The organism is Moorella naiadis (nom. illeg.) (assembly GCF_051020825.1).
Classification (GTDB): Bacteria; Bacillota; DSM-521; order Neomoorellales; family Neomoorellaceae; genus Neomoorella; species Neomoorella naiadis.
Map to the genome: position 1 here is coordinate 121885 of NZ_JAXGFQ010000006.1, position 21050 is coordinate 142934.

Sequence of the window (21050 nt, forward strand, 5' to 3'; positions counted from 1 at the left end):
GCTGACTGACGCTATGACAGCCACTAATTTTTCCCTGCAGGGCGGTACCATCGTCCTGCCGGACCGGCTGCTGCTCGGGGGAACCCTCACCATCAGCGGCAGTAAAATCGCCACCCTGGCCGGCCCCGGCGCCGTTAGGGAGGGTGCGACCAGCGGCACGCCCGGCAACGCAGCCGGTAATGGTGACCTGGCCGGCCCTGCTGGGGTGCCCCCGGGCGTAACCATCGATGTTGCCGGCCGTTATATCTGCCCGGGGTTCATCGACCTCCACGCCCACGGCGGTGGTGGCCACGGTTTTGACTGGCAGCAGCCGTGGGCGGAATGGGAGCAGGTGGCCTGCCTTCACGCCCGTCACGGCGTCACCGGCCTCCTGGCCACCGTCCCGGCCCCCCACGGTGAGTGGCACCTCCTCGAGGCCTTTCGCCGGGAGGTGGCCAGTAGGGCCTGGAGGGGGAGTACTATCCTCGGCCTGCACCTGGAAGGACCATACTTAAGCCCGGCGCGCCGCGGCTGCTGGCCGGAATCCTCCCTGCGGCTTCTCCGACCTGACCAATGTCGCACCCTCACCGAAGCCGCCGGTCCCGCCCTGAAAATCATCACCCTGGCCCCGGAACTGCCCGGAGCCCTGGAGTGCATCAACCTGCTGGCCGCCGCCGGGGTAGCGGTCGCCGTCGGCCACACGGACGCCACCTACGACCAGGCCGTCAAGGCGGCCCGCGCCGGCGCCCGGCGGGTCACCCACCTCTACAACGCCATGCGGGGGCTGCACCACCGGGAACCAGGGGTAGTAGGGGCCGCCCTGGACCTCCCGGAGGTCACGGTAGAAATAATCGCCGACGGCGTCCACGTCCACCCGGCGGCCCTGCGCCTGGCCCTGCGGGCCAAAGGCAGCGATGGCATCAACCTGGTCACCGACGCCAGCCCCCTGGCCGGGTCTACCGGCCGGCAGCCCAAGGTGCAGTTCGGCCAGTTCCCGGTGCAGATTATTGACGGCGCCTGCCGCACCCCCGACGGCGCCCTGGCTGGCAGCCTCCTCACCCTGGACCGGGCCGTGGCCAACGCCGTCCGGTTGCTGGATGTCCCCGTCTGGGAGGCGGTACGCATGGCCAGCCTGGTCCCCGCCCGCTCCCTGGGCATCGATGACCGCAAAGGGACCCTTGCCTCCGGCAAAGACGCGGATATCGCCGTCCTGGACGGCGATATCCAGGTCGAAGCCACCTTCATCGCCGGCCGCCCGGCCTATGTCGCCCCCGGGGCCGCCGCGAGGTATAAAGATTTGCTACGCTAATGACTGTCATAGTACAAATACCCATTACCAGCTAAACGATAGCCGTTCCATATGAGTAAGGCGCCCCATTTCAGGGCGCCTTACTCATAGATGCTGTCATTTCTTTGTTTCTCGGAGAAACGGCGGGTTATCTGGTATACAACAAATACTAATTTTGGATACTTCGCTTGACGCTTTTTTTTATTGTTTGACCTTTATTCTCGTGTACAATACCCTTATTATACCATACCACTCCTAGCAAGGCTTCCTTGATTTTTAGAAATACTGCAGCCTTAATACAGCCCCTCCAGGTGCAGGCCGAAGGCGGTCTTGCACCTAATCACCGGCGCCAGCCTCCTGGCCGGGTCTACCGGCCGGTAGCATAACGGCGGCGTATGCAGGGCGCCTACCGCAGCGGGGCAACTCACCTACCCCTCCCGGTAGGCGTAATCCAGCAGGAAGCGGACTATTTCCTGGTGGCTGAAACCCTGGGGAAAATTGCCCCACTGCTTGCCCGTCCGCGGGTCGAAGTGTTCCGCCATCAGGAAAAGGTCGGTAGCATTATCCAGGCAGACCCGCAGCAATTCCTGGGCGCGCTCGTAGTTGCCGGCGTGGAGGTAATAGCGCCCCAGCCAGAGGGTAGGCAGGTAAAAGGGAATGGCCGCCTGCTCGAAGCGGGCGATGCCGCCCCACATATTGAGGCCGCCCCGGCCGCCCGGTTCACCTTTAGCCACCGGCGAAGGCTTCTCCATGGCGGCCACCGTCTTCAGCAGGCGGGGATGGTTGGCTGCCAGCAAGCCGTAAAACTCCAGGGCCAGCACGGAAATATCCAGGGGTGCGCCGGCACCATAATGCTGCAGGTAAGCCTGGCGCTCTTGGGACCAGCCTTGGAGCAACAGCTGGCGCCGTACCCGGACGGCGGCCCGGTGCCAGCGCCCCGCCCACTGCAGCCGCCCGATTTCGATCGATAGATGGGAGGCGGCCGTCAGGCCGGCGTAGCAGAGGATCTTGCCGTAGAGCCAGTGATCCTTGCGCTCGCGGATTTCCCAGATGCCGTTTTCCGGCTGTTCCCAGTATTTCTCCAGCCAGATAGCCGCCCGGCGGATGGCGTCCCACCGCGAGCGGATATACTCCCGGTCGCGGGTGGCCAGGTAATGGTTCCACAGGCCGTCCAGGATATTGCCGGCATTGTCCAGCTGGATCTGGTGCATGGCGGCATTGCCGAAGCGAATGGGTTTTTCCCCGTCCGGTCCGGCCAGGTCGTCGGCGATGTATTCCGCACCGCCCCGGCCTTCCACCGGTACCAGGGGCATATACCAGCCGCCGTCGGGCTGCTGCAGGGAAAGGGCGAATTCATAGAAACCGCGCGCTTCCTCATGGTAACCGGCGGCATCAAAGGCCAGGGCGGTAAAATAGCCGTCCCGCAGCCAGCAGTAGCGGTAATCCCAGTTGTCGTTACCACCGGGGACGGCCGGGAAAGAAGTGGTCGGCGCCGCAATAACGGCCCCGGTGCGCTCGTAGGTGAGGAGCTTCAACACCATCAGGCTGCGCTCATACGCGGCCCGGACCTCCGCGCTGGTCGTGTTGGGCCGGCGCGCTTTTTTAAACCACCGGCGCCACCAGGTGAGGTTTTCCTCCAGGGAACTGTAAAAGCCCGCCGTCCAGTGCTGGCGGGCCAGGGTTAAGCTGGCGCCATAGGCCAGGACCAGCCAGAGGCGGTATTTTTCCCCCGGTTTCAAGGTCAGGGACGCAGTGGATCCCGGGGAGCCGGCCATGCCAATGCAGGCCGCGCCTTCGCGGCCGTAAATAAACTGGAAAGAAGCGCGGGAGCGGGTTTTAAAAGGATGGACGGCGGTAGTGATGGGGCTGGCCTGCCAGCGCACCACGGGCTTTAAAGTCTCCACCCCGGTATTCTCCAGGATGATGAGGCGGCTTAAATGATGGTAGCCCCAGGGCATAAAGTCCAGTACCGTCACCTGCAGGCCCGGGCCCCTGGCGACAGTCTCTAGGACATTGCTCTCCGGCAGGTAGCTCTGGCTGACCGGCGTCACCGCCGGCTCAATATTCAGGTGCAGGCCGCCGCCGCACTGCGGGCATAAAGCGGCGGCAAAAAGGGGGAAGCTGTCAAAACGGGGCACGCACAGCCAGGCGATGGTAAAGTCCGGGGCCACCAGGGCGGCCGTTTCGCCGTTACCGATAAAACCGTAATAAGGCCGGCGCTGCAAAGCACTTCTCAACCCCTTTAAATCTCAATAAGATGTTGTGAAAGGCTGTAATATTATATTACATAAAAAGTAACAGGGCAAAGCCCGCTATATAAGTAGAGCCAACCGATCAACCATTTCCTAAATTAAGCACCGCGGTCTTATTTCTGTCTCATAACTAGCGCATTATAGGCCCAACAATATCTTGAGCCGCATTTCCACGGCGGCTATAGATTCCGGTAAAATAGCGCCCCATTTCTCAATGAGCCTCTCCTTACCTATTGATCGTAAATCTTCACATTTGATAAAGCTGGTGGATTTGACCCCACCTTCAGGCGGCACTATTTTTACATGAAAAGGGATACCTTTATCCCTGGTAGTCAAAGGTATAGCAACTACCAGACCGGCCGGGCCGTAATTAAACAGATCCACGGAAATAATCAGGGCCGGCCGACTACCATGGAAGCCTGGCAGCAGTGGGGTTATTAAGGTCGACTGATCGCGCCAGATTGTAGCGTACGCGGATAAATGATATACTATAACTAGCAGGGAAGAGAGCCGGATTAGTTTCGTCTCCTGGAGTAGAATATAAAAACAATCGACATGGTCCAGGTTGCAAGGTTGTAACCAATAATCGCCAAAGAAGGCACCGGAGATACAAATTTCCAGGTGCTTTTCTTTTATCCGGCTGAACAGGTACATAACCAATGTCGCCTTTTTTAAGAAGGATTCCAATACCTATTGGCGAATTATACCTCCGAAGTAATTTCGGGCCAGATTCACCTCGCGCCGGCGCTTACCCTTCCTTGCCCCATTATATCTTCACAGTAAGTTCTGGCCACGCACCAGCATTATTTTTGGAAGCCATAACGCTTCAAATAAATTCAAGGGGGTTTTTCTATGCCCAAAAAGTTTCTTGCCATCCTTTTAGCCCTGCTTTTATTTTTAAGCCTGAGTGCGCCCGGCGCCATGGCCGCGAGTCCTCGGCCCGTCGTCGTCCAGGGGGCCATGAATTTAGAGATGCAGAACCTGGTAGCGGCCCTGGAGGACCCGGTAGAAGTTACATATGGGGGCTGGACCTTCTGGCAGGGGAGTATTAATGGTTTACCCGTGGTTGTTTCTCGTACCGAGGTCGGCATGACCAACGCCGCTGCTGCCACCCTTCTGGCTATCGAAAAGTTTCATCCCCGGGCCATTATTAACCAGGGGACGTCCGGGGGGCACGATCCGTCCCTACATCGCTTTGACATTGTCTTGGGACAGAAAGCCATTAACTTTGGTAAATTTAAATCCAACCATCGCGACTACGGCCAGGGGATTGCCCCGGAAAGCTGGGTACCAGAGGACGTAAAGCTTCGTTTAGATGGCAAAGAGGTGAGCTTCCACGGTTTTCCCGGAGACCCCGAACTGATTAAAATCGCCCAGAGCGTGGCCGGCACCTACCAGCATGGGCGCATAGTTGCCGGGGTTATCGGTACGGCAGACGAGTGGAACCGGGAACTTGACCGCATAAAATGGGTCCATGAAAAGTTTGGCACATCAGTGGAGGAAATGGAGACAGCTTCAGCGGCTCAAGTAGCCAGGGCTTATAATATCCCCTTCTTAGGCATCCGCATCCTCTCCAACAGCGAACCCCAGAATGAGGGATGGGATCCTAAAGCGGGGGCCTACTGCCAGGAGTACGTCCTGCAAGTTATCAAAGCCCTGGCAGCTGCCGATACCTTTGGTGCTGTCAGTCCAGCCCTCTTTGTTAACGGCTCGCAGGTTGCCTTAAAGCATACCCCCCTATCTATCTCCGGTTTCATCTATTTACCAGTAAGAGAGGTGTTCGAAAACCTGGGCGGAGTAGTTGCCTGGGATAATGACAGGGGAGCAGCTCTAGTAAAAATAGACGGTAGAGATTTAACAATCAAAGGGGATGGGGAAGGGTTACTAAAGGACGATACCCTGTATATCCCGGCCCAGAGTTTATCCCAGATGCTCAATTATCACGTAGTCCTAAATGACGGCCAGGCGGTGCGCCTCTACCAGTAACCGGTCTGAAAGCAGAATCTAATTGACGACCCTTATAGCAATAAATCCGGGCTTACGCCCGGATTTATTGCTAATATTGGTTCGGGTGTGAGCGCCTTGGCAGGACCAGTCCCAATTTAGCATGGAGGTGGCGAAATTTACGGTATTCATCAAGGAAAAACCCCGGACCAGCAGATCGATATCCGAACGGCTATGAAAGCCGCCCCAGGCCAGGGAACCAAATAGATAGACCCTATCTACGCCGTATTTTTCCTTTAACCAGACAGCCACCTTTTGAGCTTTTGCACGGGCTTCGTCCTGCCGCCGCCTGGCTAGTATCCGGTCTTCAGCCATAACCTCCCGGCGCATGGCCATAAAGTCCCTGGTGGACAACTTTTGTCACCGTCCCGCTGATCCATTTCCTTCATACTTTAATTCTAACATACCCTGAATCCGGTAAACAACAAGAAAACTGGACGATAGGCATAATCAGGCACCGCAGCTGATCACACCAGATTGTGGCGTACGCGGATAAATAGTATACTATAACCAGTAGGGAAGAAAACCTAATTCTAATTAATTCTGCCTGGGAGGTGGCCCTGGTGACCCGGTTTGACGATGGCGAACTCAAAGAAACTGCCTTCCGGTATACCCCGGAAGGCAGCCTCTCCGTGTCACCCGGCAAGATGAGCTTTGCCGAGTTCCTGGCCTGGTGTAATGAGGACACTTGGGCCGAGTGGGAGGACGGGGAGGTATTATTATTGACGCCGGCAGCCACCAAACATCAGCGCGTTAGCTTGTTTTTAAGCAGTTATATCGCTAATTACGTATTATTGAAGAAGCAAGGCCAGGTTTTTACCGCTCCCTTCCTCGTTCGCCTGCCCGAACCGGTCCGGCGGGGGAGAGAACCGGATATTATTTTTATCAAGCAGGAGCATGTAGGCCGGCTGCAAGACACTTACCTGGATGGGGCGCCGGACCTGATAATAGAGATTACCTCACCGGAGAGCCTGTCCCGGGATCGCGGTGAGAAGTTTAAAGAATACGAAGCAGCCGGTGTGCCGGAGTATTGGCTGGTCGACCCCGATCGCCGGCAGGCCGAATTTTACCGCCTGGAGGCGGATGGTCGCTATCAGGTAAACACCGCCGGTACAGCAGGGGTCTATCAATCCAGCGTTATTCCGGGTCTGGAACTGAAAATCGAGTGGCTGTGGCAGGACCCGCCTCTATCCGCCCTGGAAGCCCTGCAGCAAATGGGTTACAAAAGGATGTGGCACCGGTGGGGTGTAAAACTATAATAACCGGAGCGATATTATACTTTGGTTTAACAACTCTTTACTAAACGGGTTTCCAGACGTATCATAAAGATGCCTGAAGATTTTTGGGCTTGAACAGTATCTTGCTTAAAGGGGGCTTGCGAAGATGTCTACCGTGGAAAGATTGAAGCGCTTAGAGGAATTAGTTCAGGTCTTCGGTAGCGATAGATTAGTCGACACAACTATTAATAAACTGATGAAGGCTAAGAAGCAAGAGTTAGTTAAAAGGCTAAATAATATCAAAGTGGAAATAAAGAAGTTGGAACAGACTTACCAAATAGATTCTGGTGTATTTAAGGATAAATATAATGCTGGCCTTTTGGGTGATGATGTTGATTATATAAAATGGGCCAGCCTTATCGATATGGAGGAGCGTTTAAGAAAGCAAATGAGGTACCTTGAAGGTGACGCCTGAAAAGTATTTTTGGCAATTACATTCACTAATAGTTACGCTGGATATCATCCAGGATTTTCAGATTCGTGATGAATTAATTACAGAAGATGTTGGTTACATACGTATACGCCTCAATCTTATAAATGGCGATGTCGCGGAGATGTTTGAATATGTTGTTAGGGAGGACGACCGGCTAAAGACTATTAACTACAGCTTCCATATACAAAATGCTAAAGGCACTTTGCTAAAGCGATGGGATAATGCTCCACACCACCGATCACTCAGCAACTTTCCCCATCATTGCCATGATGGCAAATCGGGTAAGGTCTTCTCCACAAGGGCAATGACAGGTAAATTCTTTTTAAGGGAACTCGAGAAGTTCTATACTAAACTAAATGACCATAACACAAACTAACGAGCTTTTGTTATCTTTTTTATACTTTAATTCTATAACCGAGCCGGCAAGCCGGGCGAAAAGCCCGGCTTTAATGTTGCCTGTCCGGCAGGGCACCCGCCTTTACGCAAAAATAACCTCGTAACTATTGCTGCAATTAGCGCTTACTGCCCGTTGCAAAATAAATTGGCTCGGTTACGACATAACCCGGCAGGATTTCCTTTCCTGGTGTAGAAAAACATCCCTGTAAAGAACTGCTTGCAAAGCGAGGATCATACCAGCAGGTTTGGTAAAAGCTGAATACCATACTTTCCCCCAAACGGCGTAACAAGGAGGCTCTTTAATGGAACCAGTAATGGGCGAAACCGCAAAAGCAGGCTTCTCTATGACCTGGGCAGTAAAACTATCCGGACCTATATCCGCGCCACCCTGGAAGCTCTTGACATCCGGTACCTGTACCAGGAGGAAGTAATCCCGGCAGCGAAAGATTAAGTGGCCTCCACCCTGGAGGAGGATAATAATTTTTTTAATATCGAAGACGAGGACGGTATTTCCTGAATTTGCGCCACTATTTTACACAAAATTAACCCTGTTATCTATTGACGCCCTTAGCATATGCTGGTATTATTGTTCATAAAGTAAGCGTAAGATATGTCGAAATAAATATAATGGAGCAGCCGTATGGATAGCCAATACGCAGTCCTGGACTGCCTGCAAAGGAATAACAACCTCACCCAGCGCGATATCGCCCGGTATACCGGCCTATCAGTCGGCGGGGTCAACCTATTGCTCAAAAAAATGGTGCGTAAAGGCCTGGTCAAGCTGGAAAAGGTCAACGGCAGAAGCTTGCGCTATATCCTCACCCCTCAGGGCCTGGCGGAGAAAACCCGCCTCGCCTACCAGTATATACAGAGTTCCTATCAGCAGATCGTCAAGACCGGCCGGGCGCTGGCAGAGGTAGTGGCGGCGAGGCCGGAACCGGTGGCAAGAATAATCTTCTACGGCCCCAGCGACGAAGTGCTGGAGATCCTGAAAATCGCCGCCGGGAATTTGCATATCCAGCACACCACCGTTGCGGCTGCTGCCGACCTGGCGGGTATAGACGGCCATGGCACCCTGGTGATCACCTGGCAGGCCGGGGAAGAGTACCAGCAGCCGCAGGGGATAGAAGTGGTGAATATAATCAACCGGTTGTAGGAATTAGGGAATAGGAAAAAAATAATAGGCACCCATAGTTACATATAATGGCGCTAATGACTGGTTGCGGGAGGAATAAGCACAATGACATTTACTAAAGTTAAGTTTTCAGTGCAAGCACTAGCCAAACGGAATGTAGAACTTTATGAAAAATACGGGCGGCCTTTGGAAAAAGAACACAAAGGTAAGTTCGTTGCTATTTCCGAAGAAGGAAAGGTCATAGTTGATCCCAATGATGTCCGGGTAGCCCAGAGAGCAATAGAAGAATTCGGTCCCGGTCGTTTTGCGTTTTATAAGATTGGCTTTAAGGCGATTGGCAAATGGAGGAGCATCTGTGCATAGCTATGAATATCCCTACATAGACTTATCAATTTCTGTTGATAAATATAAAGCAAACGTTCATGCTTATATAGATACCGGCTTTGAGGGTTATATCGTCTTACCAGAAGATTATGTTGACAAAATCGGCAAACCTTCTTTTATCAGTAATTGGGAAGTTGCTGATGGGACCATAGTTGCAGCAGCTGAATATATTGGCACCATTATAATACCAGACTTAGAATTTACCCTCATGGCACGTTTTACCTGCCTGGGTAATGAAATTTTGGTCGGCAGAGGGGTAATCGATCATCTGCTCCTCATATTTGACCGGGGCCAGCAAGTTACTGTTGATAATATCTAAGAATTAGGAGAACTCAACATGAAATCCCTCATCCTCTCCGGGGGCAAGGGCACCCGCCTGCGGCCCCTGACTTACACTACCACCAAGCAGCTCATCCCCGTGGCCAACCGGCCCATTTTATTTTTTGTCCTGGAACAGGTCGTCCAGGCCGGGATAACCGACATCGGCATCATCGTTTCCCCGGAGACGGGGGAGAGCGTCCGCCGGGCCGTAGGGGACGGCAGCAGTTTCGGCGCCCGGGTAACGTACATACTCCAGGAGCAGCCCTTAGGCTTGGCCCACGCCGTCTTGACGGCCCGGGACTTCCTTAAGGACGAGCCCTTCCACATGTTCCTGGGCGTCATCACCGGCGCCGGGGGTATGCTCGGCCGGGCCGTGACCAGGGAGTTTACCAAACACAACCATACAGTTACGGCTTTAAATCACGCCCGGCTGGACATAAGCGACCTGGCAGCCGTCAAACAGGCCCTGGCAGAATACACCCCGGAAGTCATCATCAACTGCGCCGCCTACACCAAAGTCGACCAGGCCGAAACCGATTATGATGCAGCAGTAAAGGTCAACGCCCTGGGCGCCAGGAACCTGGCCCTGGCCTGTAAAGAGACAAGTGCCGTGCTGGTCCACATCAGCACCGATTAGTCTTCGACGGGGGGCAAAAGGAGCCGTGGGGCATCTACGCGGCCAAAAACCCCCTCAACGCCTATGGCCGCAGCAAGTACCTGGGGGAGCGCTTCCTGGAAACCATCGCCCCGCGCTACTACCTGGTCCGCACCTCCTGGCTCTTCGGCCCCGGCGGTCCCAACTTTGTCGAAACCATGCTGCAATTAGCAAGGGAAAGGGACACCCTCAAGGTCGTCGACGACCAGTGGGGCTGTCCCACCTATACCGTAGATTTAGCCGGCGCCCTGGTAGATCTAATCGCGAGCGGCTGTTACGGCGTCTATCACCTCACCAACCAGGGCGCAACTACCTGGTGCCGCTTCGCCCGGGAGATATTAGCCGCAGCCGGCTGCTGCAACGAAATTAAACCGGTTACCACCGCCGCATTCCCGCGCCCGGCCCGGCGCCCGGCCTATTCAGTGCTGGACCCCTTCCCGTTAAAGGAAACCATCGGCTACCTCCTGCCATCCTGGCCGGACGCCATAAAGCGTTACCTGGGCAGGAAGAGCCGCCACAGCAGCGAAAACGACATGATAAAGAACAAATAAGGTATTCTTGACGCCCAGAAGGGAGCAAGCCAATCCGTGAAGATCCTGGTCACCGGCGGCGCCGGCTTTATCGGCTCCAAATTCATCCACTACCTATTAAAAGAACATCGTGACTGGTACATAGTCAATCTGGACAAGCTCACCTACGCCGGCAACCTGGAAAACCTGAAGGACGTAGAGGCTAACCCCCGCTACCGCTTTGTCCGCGGCGATATCGCCGACCGGGGGCTGGTCGACCATCTCTTCCGGGAGGAAAAATTCGACCTCGTCGCCAACCTGGCCGCCGAGTCTCACGTGGACCGTAGCATCCTGGACCCGGCGCCCTTCATCGAGACCAACGTCAAAGGCACCCAGGTACTGTTAGAGGCCGCCCGGCAGCACGGCGTCCGGAGATTCCTCCAGGTATCCACCGACGAGGTCTACGGCTCGCTGCAGCCGGACGACCCGCCCTTCACCGAAGAAAGCCCATTAAAGCCCAATAGCCCCTACTCGGCCAGCAAAGCCGTCGCCGACCTCATGGGCCGGGCCTACTTCGTCACCTACGGCCTGCCGGTGGTCATTACCCGCTGTAGCAACAACTACGGCCCCTACCAGCACCCGGAGAAGTTCATCCCGACCATCATCCTGAACGCCCTGGCCGATAAACCTATCCCGGTCTACGGCGACGGCCTGAACTTCCGGGACCGGATCCACGTTGAAGACCACTGCCGCTCCCTGGACCTGGTGTTGCAAAAAGGGCAGGCGGGGGAGGTTTATAACGTCGGCGCCAATAACGAACACACCAACCTGGACATCGTGAAAGCTATTCTCCGGCTCATGAATAAACCCGAGAGCCTCATCACCTTCGTTAAAGACCGGCCGGGGCATGATCGAAGGTATGTTATTAAGCCGGCGAAAAGCGAGAGGGAATTAGGCTGGTGCCCTCTATGGGATTTTACCACTGGCCTCCCGGAAATGATTAATTGGTATATTAATCATAATCCCCTACACCCTTCCTGAAGGCGATCGTTGTTTTTTGCATTAATTATTTACATATAATTTTGGCTTTGGTTGTCTAAAGAAGTGTTCAAATTTTAGGCTCGAGAGAGAAAGGTTAGCATATTCGCTTAGGTTGTCTTGGGTGAAAGGACGGTGCCTATGAAAGTCGTCATTCTTGCCGGGGGGTTTGGTACCCGTATTTCGGAAGAGACTCATTTAAAACCCAAGCCAATGGTCGAAATTGGGGACAAACCCATTCTGTGGCACATCATGAAGATTTATAGCCATTATGGTTTTAATGAATTTGTCATTTGCCTCGGGTTTAAGGGCTATGTAATCAAGGAATACTTCTACAATTATTTTCTTCATAATTGTGATGTCACTTTTGACGTTCGTACTCAAGGCATGGAGATCCATCAGAATTCAGTCGAACCGTGGCGCGTAACACTAATCGATACTGGCTTGAATACCATGACGGGTGGTCGCGTTAAACGAATCCAGCCTTATATCGGGGACAAGACATTTATGCTTACTTACGGAGACGGCGTTGCAGATATTCACATTCCTTCTTTGTTGGAATTCCATCGCCGTCATGGCAAACTGGCTACCGTGACCGCTGTACAACCTTCGGGGCGCTTCGGTGCTATGCAAATTGATGATGAGCAAAGGGTTCAAACCTTTCAAGAGAAGCCCGATGGAGACGGAGGGTGGGTCAACGGAGGCTTTTTTGTGTTTGAGCCCGGGGTATTCAATTACATACAAGGAGATCAAACTATTCTAGAACGTGATCCGCTGGAAAGATTAGCTTCTAATGGAGAACTCAAAGCCTATAAGCACTCGGGCTTTTGGCAACCAATGGATACTTTGCGGGACAAGGTTCGTTTGGAGGAACTGTGGCAGGCCAATCAGGCTCCATGGAAGGTTTGGTGAAAAGTTTGACAGACCATTATATACTCTTTGATAATACTTACGCCGGCAAAACGGTTTTGGTAACAGGGCATACAGGATTCAAAGGTTCCTGGTTGGCCTTGTGGCTTCATGTGCTCGGTGCCAAGGTAATCGGCTACGCGTTGGAACCACCTACTGATCCTAGCATGTTTGATTCTATTAATCTTTCCTCTAAAATTACCCATATTGTAGGAGACGTACGTGATTTTGATTACGTGTCCACTATACTGGAAACATACCAGCCAGAGATTATATTTCACCTGGCAGCACAACCGTTGGTAAGGTTATCCTATTACGAGCCGCGGTTAACATATGAGACAAATGTCATGGGGACAGTTAACCTCCTAGAGGCTGTACGTCATACACCAAGTGTTCGGGTTGTGGTTAATATTACAAGTGATAAATGCTATGACAATAAAGAATGGGATTATAGTTACCGAGAAAATGATTCCTTAGGGGGCTTTGACCCGTATAGTTCCAGCAAGGGTTGTGCCGAATTAGTCACGTCTTCATACCGTAATTCATTCTTTAGTAAACCGGATGGAGTCCGGGTTGCGTCGGCGCGAGCCGGTAATGTTGTCGGAGGTGGAGATTGGGCGGTTGATCGGATTGTGCCAGATTGCATCCGTTCTTTGCAAGCTAATTTGCCCGTGAGTATAAGGAACCCGCACGCGATTCGCCCATGGCAGCATGTACTTGAGCCACTTTCAGGCTATCTGTGGCTGGGAAGCCTACTTTGGACAAAGGGTCAAACTTACGCTGGCGCGTGGAACTTCGGTCCCGATTCACGCAGCAATATTACAGTTCAAGAAGTTGTTGAGAAGATAATTAAAACTTGGGGGAGTGGCACATGGCAGGCCTCTTCTGAAACAGGTGTTAAACTTCACGAGGCCAGGTTTTTAAAACTGGATTGTACAAAGGCGAACAACCTATTAAGGTGGTACCCTGTTTATAATATTGATCAAACGTTAAAAGTCACGACTTCATGGTATCGTGAATATTACCGGCGTACAGTTGATATGTACGATTATTCAATAAGAGATATTGAGAATTATGTACGAGCGGCTTTGATGCAGGGGGTTGCATGGGCCAGCTCAGCGGACGGCGAGGGGGAAGTATAGTTGCAAACACAGAGCGCCGAACAATTGAAGCAAGAGATCCTTGACAAAGTGGCTCTCTACTATGAATTGGCGTTCGCACAAAAAAAAGAGTTTATCCCCGGGAAGTCACGGATTGCCTATGCGGGAAGGGTTTTTGATGCCACCGAAATGGTGCAGCTAGTAGATGCTGCGCTAGAGTTTTGGTTAACCTATGGACGATTCTCCAAAGAATTTGAAGAAAAGCTGGCCGCCTTCTTAGGCGTGCGGTACTGCTATCTTGTTAACTCCGGCTCTTCAGCCAACCTTCTTGCGTTTATGGCATTAACATCGGACAGACTCGGCGAGCGGAAAATCCAACGTGGAGACGAAGTGATCACGGTCGCAGCCGGTTTTCCGACCACGGTGGCGCCGATAATTCAATATGGTGCGGTTTCTGTATTTGTCGATGTCGATCTGGTAACAGCAAATATTGATGTATCTCTGCTTGAATTAGCCTTGAGCGAAAAAACGAAGGCTGTAATGATTGCCCACACTCTGGGGAACCCGTTTGACGTAAGACCGGTTTTGGAATTCTGCCGGAAGCACAATCTCTGGCTTATAGAAGACAACTGTGATGCTCTAGGATCGAAATACGAGGGACAATATACGGGAACGTTTGGCGATATCGGGACTAGTAGTTTTTATCCCCCGCATCATATGACTATGGGGGAAGGTGGAGCAGTTTATACGAACAACCCTGCACTGGCCAAAATTATGTTATCGATGCGCGACTGGGGAAGGGACTGCATTTGCCCATCAGGTGTAGACAATATGTGCGGGCATCGTTTCGACCGCAAGTTTGGGGAACTTCCCTTTGGTTATGATCACAAGTACGTTTACTCACATTTTGGTTATAATCTGAAGGCAACAGATATGCAGGCCGCAGTAGGATATGCCCAGTTGGCCAAGTTACCATCTTTTATAGCAGCCCGTAAAAAAAATTGGAGACTACTGAAAGACGGCTTGGCTGACATGTCTAATGTATTTATACTACCTGAACCAACCAAAGGCGCAGATCCAAGTTGGTTTGGGTTTTTACTGACTGTAAGAGAAAACGTTGGCTTTACGAGAGATCAAATTGTGAGACACCTTGAAGCAAATGGCATACAGACTCGGATGCTCTTTGCAGGGAATCTTACGAAGCATCCATGCTTTGATAGGATGAGAGCAACAGGTGAAGGCTTTAGAGTTGTTGGCGAACTGAAAAATACAGACACAATAATGAATCAAGCATTTTGGGTTGGAGTATATCCGGGGATGTCGCACAAGATGATAGACTACATAGTTAAAACCATTTCTGATTTTGTGGGGTACGAAACAATCGAGGAGCGTGGGTATTGATAGATTATGATTGTTAATAAGACTGAAATTCCTGGTTGTTATGAAATACGGCCCGTGATATTTAAAGATGAACGAGGCATCTTTGTTAAGACATTTCATCAGGAAGTTTTTGCCAAAAACCAACTGGCAACGTATTTCGCTGAGGAGTACTATTCGTTTTCTCATCACGGTGTTTTGAGAGGTTTGCATTTTCAAATGCCTCCAAAGGACCACATTAAGTTAGTTTATTGCGTTTCAGGCGAAGTAATAGATACAGTGGTGGATTTAAGAAGAGGGTCTCCAACTTATGGTAAATTCCAAATATTTACACTAAATGCGGAAAAGAGTAATATACTCTACATCCCTTCTGGATTGGCCCATGGTTTTTATGTAATAAGCGAGAATGCCATTTTAGTCTATAAGACCACTACTGTTTATTCACCAGAGCACGATGCTGGTATTCTATGGAATTCGGTTGGCATTCCATGGCCAAATGAAAAACCCATTATTTCGAAAAGAGATAGCGAATTTGTTGCCTTTGAGGATTTTGTTACTCCGTTCATTTATCAAGAAGGTTGTGTCGATGAAAAGCAATAAGAAGCAATGGAAAGTCGTTATCACGGGTGCTACAGGCTTTGTTGGATCAAATGTGGCACGACGATTAGTTACAGATGGATGGGATGTACATTTAATTGCGCGTACGGAATCTAATTTTTCCCTGGTCCAAGATATCTTAAAAGCTGTTACAATACATCAGCATGACGGCACAACTGAAAATATGCTGGACATTTTTGAAAGGGTAAAGCCTAATATTGTTTTTCATTTAGCAGCATTATTTCTGGCTCAACATGAGCCGAAAGATATTGGGCCAATGATTAAAAGCAATGTGCTTTTTGCAACACAGTTGGTAGAAGCGATGATAGCAAATGGAGTTTATTGCTTAATTAATACCGGGACATCCTGGCAGCACTTTGAAAATAAAGAGTATAACCCTGTATGTCTATATGCTGCTACCAAACAGGCATTTGAATCTATTTTAGAATTCTATGTAGAAACAACTCCGTTAAAAGTAATTACCTTAAAACTTTTTGATACTTATGGTCCTAACGATCCCCGAAACAAGCTTTTTACTTTACTCCGTAATGTTGCAAAAGAAGAAAAGTCTTTACCAATGTCTCCTGGAGAACAGTTGATAAACCTTGTCTATATTGATGATGTTGTGGATGCTTTTGTTTTAGCAGCCGAGCGCCTCCAAAAAGGGAAAGTTGAAAAACATGAAGCTTATGCGGTATCCTCCGGGACCCCAATTAGGTTAAGAGATATAGTTGACATATATAGCCGCATAATAGGAAAGGATTTACCTATTGAATGGGGTGGCCGTCCTTACCGAAACCGTGAGGTAATGGTTCCCTGGAATAATGGAATGCAATTACCAGACTGGCAGCCTAAAATTAGCATTGAGGAAGGAATTAGAAGAATGGAGCTATCCAATGATTAAATTTGCCATTTCTTATACCATGATATAAGGAGCGGAAAAGTTGAATCAAAAACCCGCAGTCAGCTTAAAAATATTTTATGGAGTGGTAAGCGGGACTGGTCGCATGATCGTCTCGATAATTGTTGCTTTCATCCAGGTTCGCTTAATTCTTAACTTCTTCCCAAAAGATTTGGCCGGTATATGGTTTTTGTTTCTAAGTATTGCGTTTTATATATCGTTTTTTGATTTAGGGATCAGTCCCACAATTACTCGAGAGATTAGTTTTGCTCTTGGGAAGCAAAACCTAGAGGAAGAATTGAGGCATAAAGAAATAGCAGATTTAATAGCAACTTGCTTGCGCATTTTTCAAATATTAGCATTCGTTGTGTTCATTCTAAGTTTTGTTTTTGGAGGACTATTCCTGTGGCAGGTCGCTCCTAGCGGTACTAACAAAGAGATTATAATGGCATGGTTTCTGTTCAGTTTTGGGGCCTCGGTTAATTTATTGGGCGGGGCAGGGTTCGCTGCACTTTACGGTTTTGGTGATGTGGCTGTAGAACGAATAATACGTTCTATAACGCCGTTATTAGGATTAAGTCTTAGCGCTATAAGCCTCAACGTGGGACTAGGTATTAAGGGACTAGCTATTGCATGGGTAGTTCAAGGCTTAGTAGAACGCTCTATTGGGTGGATAGCTTTTTATAAGCTCCACCCAGTATTTAAGTGTATACGAGGTAAAGCGAGCATAGCAATTGCACGGAAGATTGCGATTCCAAGCTTGAAGTGGGCCGCAATTGGATTAGGCGCTATTCTTATTTTGCAGACAGATAATATTATAATCGCGACGATGATCGGTCCATCTTTTATCCCGCCTTATGAAGCGGCAGTAAAAATTGTTACAACCCTTGCGACACTTTCTTTGCTCATAGTAAACAGCTCAACACCGTTTTTATCAAAGATTTATGCTTCGGGGGATACTCATGCATTCGAAAGCCTGTTAATAAGGAATATCCGTTATGGCATGACCTTAATGATTACCCTGGTTGCGTTTTTAGCAATCTATGGTGATGAAGTAATTGACCTCTGGCTTGGACCCGGAAATTTTGTGGGTTTTCCCGTGTTATGGACCTTGCTAGTAATGCTTACTTTAGAAGTTCATCATGTTATATTTGCAACGGCAACAATGGCTACTGGACGTATTATATTTGTTTGGGTTGCCTTTATAGCCGCGGCGTTTAAAATAGCTATCTCTGTATTATTGGTTCCTCACTTGGGACTATGGGGAACTGCGTTAGGTACAACGATCGCGCAAATGCTTACTAACAACTGGTATGTGCCTTATGTAACACTAAAACTGTTAAATGTGTCTGTAAAACAATACTTAATCTCTGTTTTGTCACCAATTTTGGTTTTGTTAATAGTAATGATGGCTTTTAATATTGTTCAAAGACATTTATTGAATAGTTCCCTAGCCTTAGGGGGTATTGTACTTTCTTTTCTAATTTCTGTTATAGTTAGTGGCATTATTACCATCAAAATGATTATGAAAAAAGAAGAACGACAGGAATTGTTCCAAAAGTTGCATGGAAGGATGGAATACAATTGAATGTTGGTAGTCCTTTAGTAACTATCGCTATTCCTACGTTTAATAGGGCTCACTATATCGCCGAAACAGTTGAAAGTGCCCTGAATCAAACTTATGAAAATATAGAGATAATTATTTCTGATAATTGCTCGACGGACAATACTGAGGAAATAGTCAAGCAGTTTAAGGAAGGGAAAATACGGTATTATAGACAAAATACCAATATTGGAATGGTCGGTAACTGGAACTTTTGTCTACAACAAGCAACAGGAGACTTTTTTCTATTACTTTCTGACGATGACCTCCTGGAAAAAGAGGCAATCGAAAGACTTCTTTCTCAATTTAATGATACTTCAATTACCTTGGCATACAGCAGGGTAACATATATAGACGAGTATTCGAATTCAATCGGAAAGAGCTTAGCAGCACCGTGCTTAGAATCTGGCCATGAGTTTATTATTAACTCTCTCAAAAGAAAAAGAGAGGTTTACCCTGCTGCAACCATCCATCGGACAGAAACTGCAAAAAGACTTGGAGGTTATCTCGATATAGGGAGCGCTACGGATCTTGCACTACGCTTATCTTTGGCAGTAGGGGGTACAGTTGCGTTTTTGCCTGAGCAGCTAGTGAAATACCGGATTCACAGGCACCGCATTTCATCCTCATTTGATAAAGTAATATCGTCTCATGAAGCATTAGCAAATTGGGCAGGGGAACCAAAGTGTTTGCTAAAGCCATACGAAAAGAATATAAAGGAGTATTGCTCTCATGTAGTATACTTCATGACTATTTCAGCGATGATGCGAGGACAAAAAAAAGCGGCATCAACCGCTTTAACAGCCGCGCGGAAGTTGAGATTTAACTGGTCTTTCGAAGTTCTGATTTGTTTAGCCAATTTAGGCGTTCTCAAGGTGTTGCGTCAGATATTAAGTCGTATTGCAGTAGTCTCGAGGAATAAATTAAACAATTGATACCCAATTATGGGTTTTTCAGGAATTCGAAGTGGGGAAAAAATCTATTACGAAGAGTTCTGGAAGCTCCGGGAAATTTACCAGACGGTACGGACCTATATTGACGAATACAACTGCGAGAGGCTGCAAGAGGCTCTTAGGGATTAAAAACCGGTAGATTTACATCGGTAGCTTAAGCCGTTAGAGATTACTTAACCACGACTATGAAGTCAATGAGTGCAAAGTAATTTGGTAATTAATGGCAATATGGGAGTCAACAATGAAGTAGAAGGAGGAGCACTTAGATTAATTTTGTTGAAAAATCTTTTGACAATGGATTGCGGGTTAGACTGGAGGGCGAAAGTGCCGAGCAAAGTAATTAAAAGAATTGGCTATGGAATATTTCTAAAATTGTACATTACCCTTTCTAATAACTATGTAAACACCTAAAAAATGAGTCGAATATGGAAGAGGTGGGAAATAATTTGCATGACGTTAACGTAGTACTAATGGCTGGGGGTTCCGGGGAGCGATTTTGGCCATACAGCCGGCAAGAAAAGCCAAAGCAATTTCTTCAGGTTGCCGGAAAGGGAACATTGCTGCAGCAGGCAGTCGAACGGGCAAAGTTATTGTGCCCAGTTGGAGGCATTTATATAGTTACGGGTCAGCGTTACCTTAATCTGGTTAAGGAGCAAGTACCTGAAATTGCACCTATGAACCTTATTGTGGAGCCGGTGGGAAGGGATACGGCCCCATGTATCGCCTTGGCAGCTACCTATTTAGAGGCCATGGGATTTCACGGTGTAATGGTGGTCCTTCCTTCAGACCATATGGTAACAGATTATACGCGATTTGCTCATACATTGAAAACCGCCATTGCACTGGCGGGAGAACGAGAGGCATTAGTTACTATTGGTATCCGACCTACCCGCCCTGAGACGGGTTACGGCTACATAAGGATAGGTGACAAAGAGCTAGCTAAGGAAATATTTAAGGTAGCGGACTTCACAGAAAAACCTGATGCAAAGTGCGCCATGGCCTTTCTTTCTTCAGGAAAGTACCTCTGGAATAGCGGTATATTTGTATGGCAACTCCCTGTAATTAAAACCGCTCTAGAAAAATATTTGCCTGAATTGATGACAGCGCTCGCCCCTATCTGTAAAGCCATTGGCACGCCAGATTTCGAATCCATATTGGCGGAGTGTTTTCCTGCTTTACCCAGGATTTCGATTGATTATGGCGTCATGGAAAAAGCGGACAATGTTTGGGTTGTACCAGGTGACTTTGGTTGGGATGACCTGGGAACTTGGACTGCACTAGAAAGAGTAGGAGAGCGAGACGAAAACAAAAACCTGGTTCACGGCAGCGCTGTAATGGTAGATACGGAAACGAGTATCGTCCATAATGATAATCCGAACAAGATGGTGGTCACGTTTGGTCTCCGGGATGCTCTCGTGGTGGATACAGAGGACGTGCTGCTTGTGGCTGACAAAAATCGGGCACCGGAGTTAAAAAGGCTGTTGGACGAACTGCGGCGACAAGGACTGGACAGATACCTGCAGCGGCTTGCTGCTAGGGGTGGGCAGAAGTTATCAAACGAAAACATAGCTGGACTGGAATACTTAATGCGAGACCATAATGTGCACAAAAAACCCTGGGGTTATGAGATCTGGTGGGCGGTAAATGAGCGTTATGCAGGAAAGGTCCTCTACATCCGGTCTGGAGAGGCTTTAAGCAGGCAGTATCACCGGGAAAAGAGTGAGACTATGCTCTTCTTAAAAGGAGAAGGAATATTGGAGCTTGGAGAAGAAACAATTAGCATATCACCGCCTATGGCAGTAGACATCCCGGCCGGGACCGTACACCGGATCCGGGCGTGCAAAGATGTGGTGCTTATTGAGGTCTCTACCCCTGAACTAGACGATGTAGTACGTCTTGCTGACAATTACGGCCGTCTGGCAGGAGCTCGGTAAAGGTT

At 49.4% G+C, this 21050-nt stretch carries 23 protein-coding genes and 1 pseudogene; 20 read left to right on the forward strand and 4 right to left on the reverse strand.

The window, feature by feature from the left end; all coding sequences use genetic code 11:
• Positions 1–13: 13 nt before the first annotated feature.
• Positions 14–1288, forward strand: coding sequence for an N-acetylglucosamine-6-phosphate deacetylase (gene nagA / locus SDD30_RS05825; protein ID WP_434073990.1), 1275 nt, complete (start codon positions 14–16; stop codon positions 1286–1288).
• 272 nt (positions 1289–1560) lie between these two features.
• Here the strand turns inward: nagA and SDD30_RS05830 are convergent, their stop codons facing one another.
• From SDD30_RS05830 to SDD30_RS05840, 3 genes are all read right to left on the reverse strand, one after another.
• Complete coding sequence (locus tag SDD30_RS05830) at positions 1561–1695, reverse strand: hypothetical protein (protein WP_434073991.1); 135 nt, start codon at positions 1693–1695, stop codon at positions 1561–1563.
• Complete coding sequence (locus tag SDD30_RS05835; protein WP_434073992.1) at positions 1696–3492, reverse strand: glycoside hydrolase family 15 protein; 1797 nt, start codon at positions 3490–3492, stop codon at positions 1696–1698. It abuts the gene before it with no gap.
• A gap of 165 nt (positions 3493–3657) precedes the next feature.
• Positions 3658–4173, reverse strand: a complete 516-nt coding sequence (locus tag SDD30_RS05840) for a type II toxin-antitoxin system PemK/MazF family toxin (RefSeq protein ID WP_434073993.1) — start codon at positions 4171–4173, stop codon at positions 3658–3660.
• Positions 4174–4371: 198 nt separating this feature from the next.
• On the opposite strand from SDD30_RS05840, the pseudogene SDD30_RS05845 reads away from it, so the two are divergent.
• A pseudogene (locus tag SDD30_RS05845) lies at positions 4372–5178 on the forward strand (5'-methylthioadenosine/S-adenosylhomocysteine nucleosidase); the annotation flags it as partial.
• Positions 5176–5505: a stalk domain-containing protein gene (locus tag SDD30_RS05850; protein WP_434074026.1), complete on the forward strand. Its 330-nt coding sequence runs from the start codon at positions 5176–5178 to the stop codon at positions 5503–5505. The pseudogene SDD30_RS05845 and the gene SDD30_RS05850, both read left to right, overlap by 3 nt.
• Before the next feature lie 18 nt (positions 5506–5523).
• On the opposite strand, the gene SDD30_RS05855 is transcribed toward SDD30_RS05850, so the two are convergent.
• Positions 5524–5877, reverse strand: coding sequence for a nucleotidyltransferase family protein (locus tag SDD30_RS05855; RefSeq protein ID WP_434073994.1), 354 nt, complete (start codon positions 5875–5877; stop codon positions 5524–5526).
• Between the two features lie 209 nt (positions 5878–6086).
• Here SDD30_RS05855 and SDD30_RS05860 point away from each other — a divergent pair, with 209 nt between their 5' ends.
• The 17 genes from SDD30_RS05860 (at position 6087) to SDD30_RS05940 (ending at position 21045) form a co-directional block, all read left to right on the forward strand.
• Positions 6087–6782, forward strand: coding sequence for a Uma2 family endonuclease (locus SDD30_RS05860; RefSeq protein WP_434073995.1), 696 nt, complete (start codon positions 6087–6089; stop codon positions 6780–6782).
• 124 nt (positions 6783–6906) lie between these two features.
• A complete protein-coding gene (locus SDD30_RS05865) occupies positions 6907–7215 on the forward strand; it encodes a hypothetical protein (RefSeq protein WP_434073996.1) in 309 nt (102 codons plus the stop codon).
• On the forward strand, positions 7205–7609 hold the full coding sequence (locus SDD30_RS05870) for a toxin-antitoxin system TumE family protein (RefSeq protein ID WP_434073997.1): 405 nt from the start codon (positions 7205–7207) through the stop codon (positions 7607–7609). Before SDD30_RS05865 ends, SDD30_RS05870 begins: the two co-directional genes overlap by 11 nt.
• A 660-nt stretch (positions 7610–8269) precedes the next feature.
• Complete coding sequence (locus tag SDD30_RS05875) at positions 8270–8785, forward strand: MarR family transcriptional regulator (protein ID WP_434073998.1); 516 nt, start codon at positions 8270–8272, stop codon at positions 8783–8785.
• A gap of 84 nt (positions 8786–8869) precedes the next feature.
• Positions 8870–9127, forward strand: coding sequence for a hypothetical protein (locus SDD30_RS05880; protein ID WP_434073999.1), 258 nt, complete (start codon positions 8870–8872; stop codon positions 9125–9127).
• Complete coding sequence (locus tag SDD30_RS05885; protein WP_434074000.1) at positions 9120–9467, forward strand: pepsin/retropepsin-like aspartic protease family protein; 348 nt, start codon at positions 9120–9122, stop codon at positions 9465–9467. The genes SDD30_RS05880 and SDD30_RS05885 overlap by 8 nt, the downstream gene beginning before the upstream one ends.
• An 18-nt stretch (positions 9468–9485) precedes the next feature.
• Positions 9486–10106, forward strand: coding sequence for a sugar nucleotide-binding protein (locus SDD30_RS05890; RefSeq protein ID WP_434074001.1), 621 nt, complete (start codon positions 9486–9488; stop codon positions 10104–10106).
• 32 nt (positions 10107–10138) lie between these two features.
• Positions 10139–10675 carry an SDR family oxidoreductase gene (locus tag SDD30_RS05895; RefSeq protein ID WP_434074027.1) on the forward strand — a complete coding sequence of 179 codons (537 nt, stop codon included), beginning with the start codon at positions 10139–10141 and terminating at the stop codon, positions 10673–10675.
• A 36-nt stretch (positions 10676–10711) separates the two neighbouring features.
• Positions 10712–11674 (forward strand): dTDP-glucose 4,6-dehydratase, encoded by a 963-nt coding sequence (rfbB, locus tag SDD30_RS05900; RefSeq protein WP_434074002.1) that lies wholly within the window; start codon positions 10712–10714, stop codon positions 11672–11674.
• A gap of 138 nt (positions 11675–11812) precedes the next feature.
• The gene (gene rfbF / locus SDD30_RS05905) at positions 11813–12583 is read left to right on the forward strand and encodes a glucose-1-phosphate cytidylyltransferase (protein WP_434074003.1); all 771 of its coding nucleotides are present in this window, start codon (positions 11813–11815) and stop codon (positions 12581–12583) included.
• Positions 12568–13722, forward strand: a complete 1155-nt coding sequence (gene rfbG / locus SDD30_RS05910) for a CDP-glucose 4,6-dehydratase (RefSeq protein ID WP_434074004.1) — start codon at positions 12568–12570, stop codon at positions 13720–13722. Before rfbF ends, rfbG begins: the two co-directional genes overlap by 16 nt.
• Positions 13723–15081, forward strand: a complete 1359-nt coding sequence (rfbH, locus tag SDD30_RS05915) for a lipopolysaccharide biosynthesis protein RfbH (RefSeq protein ID WP_434074005.1) — start codon at positions 13723–13725, stop codon at positions 15079–15081.
• A 6-nt stretch (positions 15082–15087) separates the two neighbouring features.
• Positions 15088–15657, forward strand: a complete 570-nt coding sequence (gene rfbC, locus SDD30_RS05920; RefSeq protein WP_434074006.1) for a dTDP-4-dehydrorhamnose 3,5-epimerase — start codon at positions 15088–15090, stop codon at positions 15655–15657.
• Positions 15644–16558, forward strand: coding sequence for an NAD-dependent epimerase/dehydratase family protein (locus SDD30_RS05925; protein WP_434074007.1), 915 nt, complete (start codon positions 15644–15646; stop codon positions 16556–16558). Before rfbC ends, SDD30_RS05925 begins: the two co-directional genes overlap by 14 nt.
• A 40-nt stretch (positions 16559–16598) precedes the next feature.
• Positions 16599–18143 (forward strand): hypothetical protein, encoded by a 1545-nt coding sequence (locus tag SDD30_RS05930; protein ID WP_434074008.1) that lies wholly within the window; start codon positions 16599–16601, stop codon positions 18141–18143.
• A complete protein-coding gene (locus SDD30_RS05935) occupies positions 18140–19093 on the forward strand; it encodes a glycosyltransferase family 2 protein (RefSeq protein ID WP_434074009.1) in 954 nt (317 codons plus the stop codon). The genes SDD30_RS05930 and SDD30_RS05935 overlap by 4 nt, the downstream gene beginning before the upstream one ends.
• A 464-nt stretch (positions 19094–19557) precedes the next feature.
• Positions 19558–21045, forward strand: a complete 1488-nt coding sequence (locus SDD30_RS05940; protein ID WP_434074010.1) for a mannose-1-phosphate guanylyltransferase — start codon at positions 19558–19560, stop codon at positions 21043–21045.
• Positions 21046–21050: the final 5 nt, after the last annotated feature.

What these genes read in the sequence shown, in the direction of transcription:
- nagA (WP_434073990.1), top strand. Translation starts at nt 14, where the DNA reads ATGACAGCCACTAATTTTTCCCTGCAGGGCGGTACCATCGTCCTGCCG.
- SDD30_RS05840 (WP_434073993.1), bottom strand. Translation starts at nt 4,173, where the DNA reads ATGTACCTGTTCAGCCGGATAAAAGAAAAGCACCTGGAAATTTGTATC.
- SDD30_RS05865 (WP_434073996.1), top strand. Translation starts at nt 6,907, where the DNA reads ATGTCTACCGTGGAAAGATTGAAGCGCTTAGAGGAATTAGTTCAGGTC.
- SDD30_RS05875 (WP_434073998.1), top strand. Translation starts at nt 8,270, where the DNA reads ATGGATAGCCAATACGCAGTCCTGGACTGCCTGCAAAGGAATAACAAC.
- SDD30_RS05880 (WP_434073999.1), top strand. Translation starts at nt 8,870, where the DNA reads ATGACATTTACTAAAGTTAAGTTTTCAGTGCAAGCACTAGCCAAACGG.
- SDD30_RS05890 (WP_434074001.1), top strand. Translation starts at nt 9,486, where the DNA reads ATGAAATCCCTCATCCTCTCCGGGGGCAAGGGCACCCGCCTGCGGCCC.
- rfbF (WP_434074003.1), top strand. Translation starts at nt 11,813, where the DNA reads ATGAAAGTCGTCATTCTTGCCGGGGGGTTTGGTACCCGTATTTCGGAA.
- rfbG (WP_434074004.1), top strand. Translation starts at nt 12,568, where the DNA reads ATGGAAGGTTTGGTGAAAAGTTTGACAGACCATTATATACTCTTTGAT.
- rfbC (WP_434074006.1), top strand. Translation starts at nt 15,088, where the DNA reads ATGATTGTTAATAAGACTGAAATTCCTGGTTGTTATGAAATACGGCCC.
- SDD30_RS05925 (WP_434074007.1), top strand. Translation starts at nt 15,644, where the DNA reads ATGAAAAGCAATAAGAAGCAATGGAAAGTCGTTATCACGGGTGCTACA.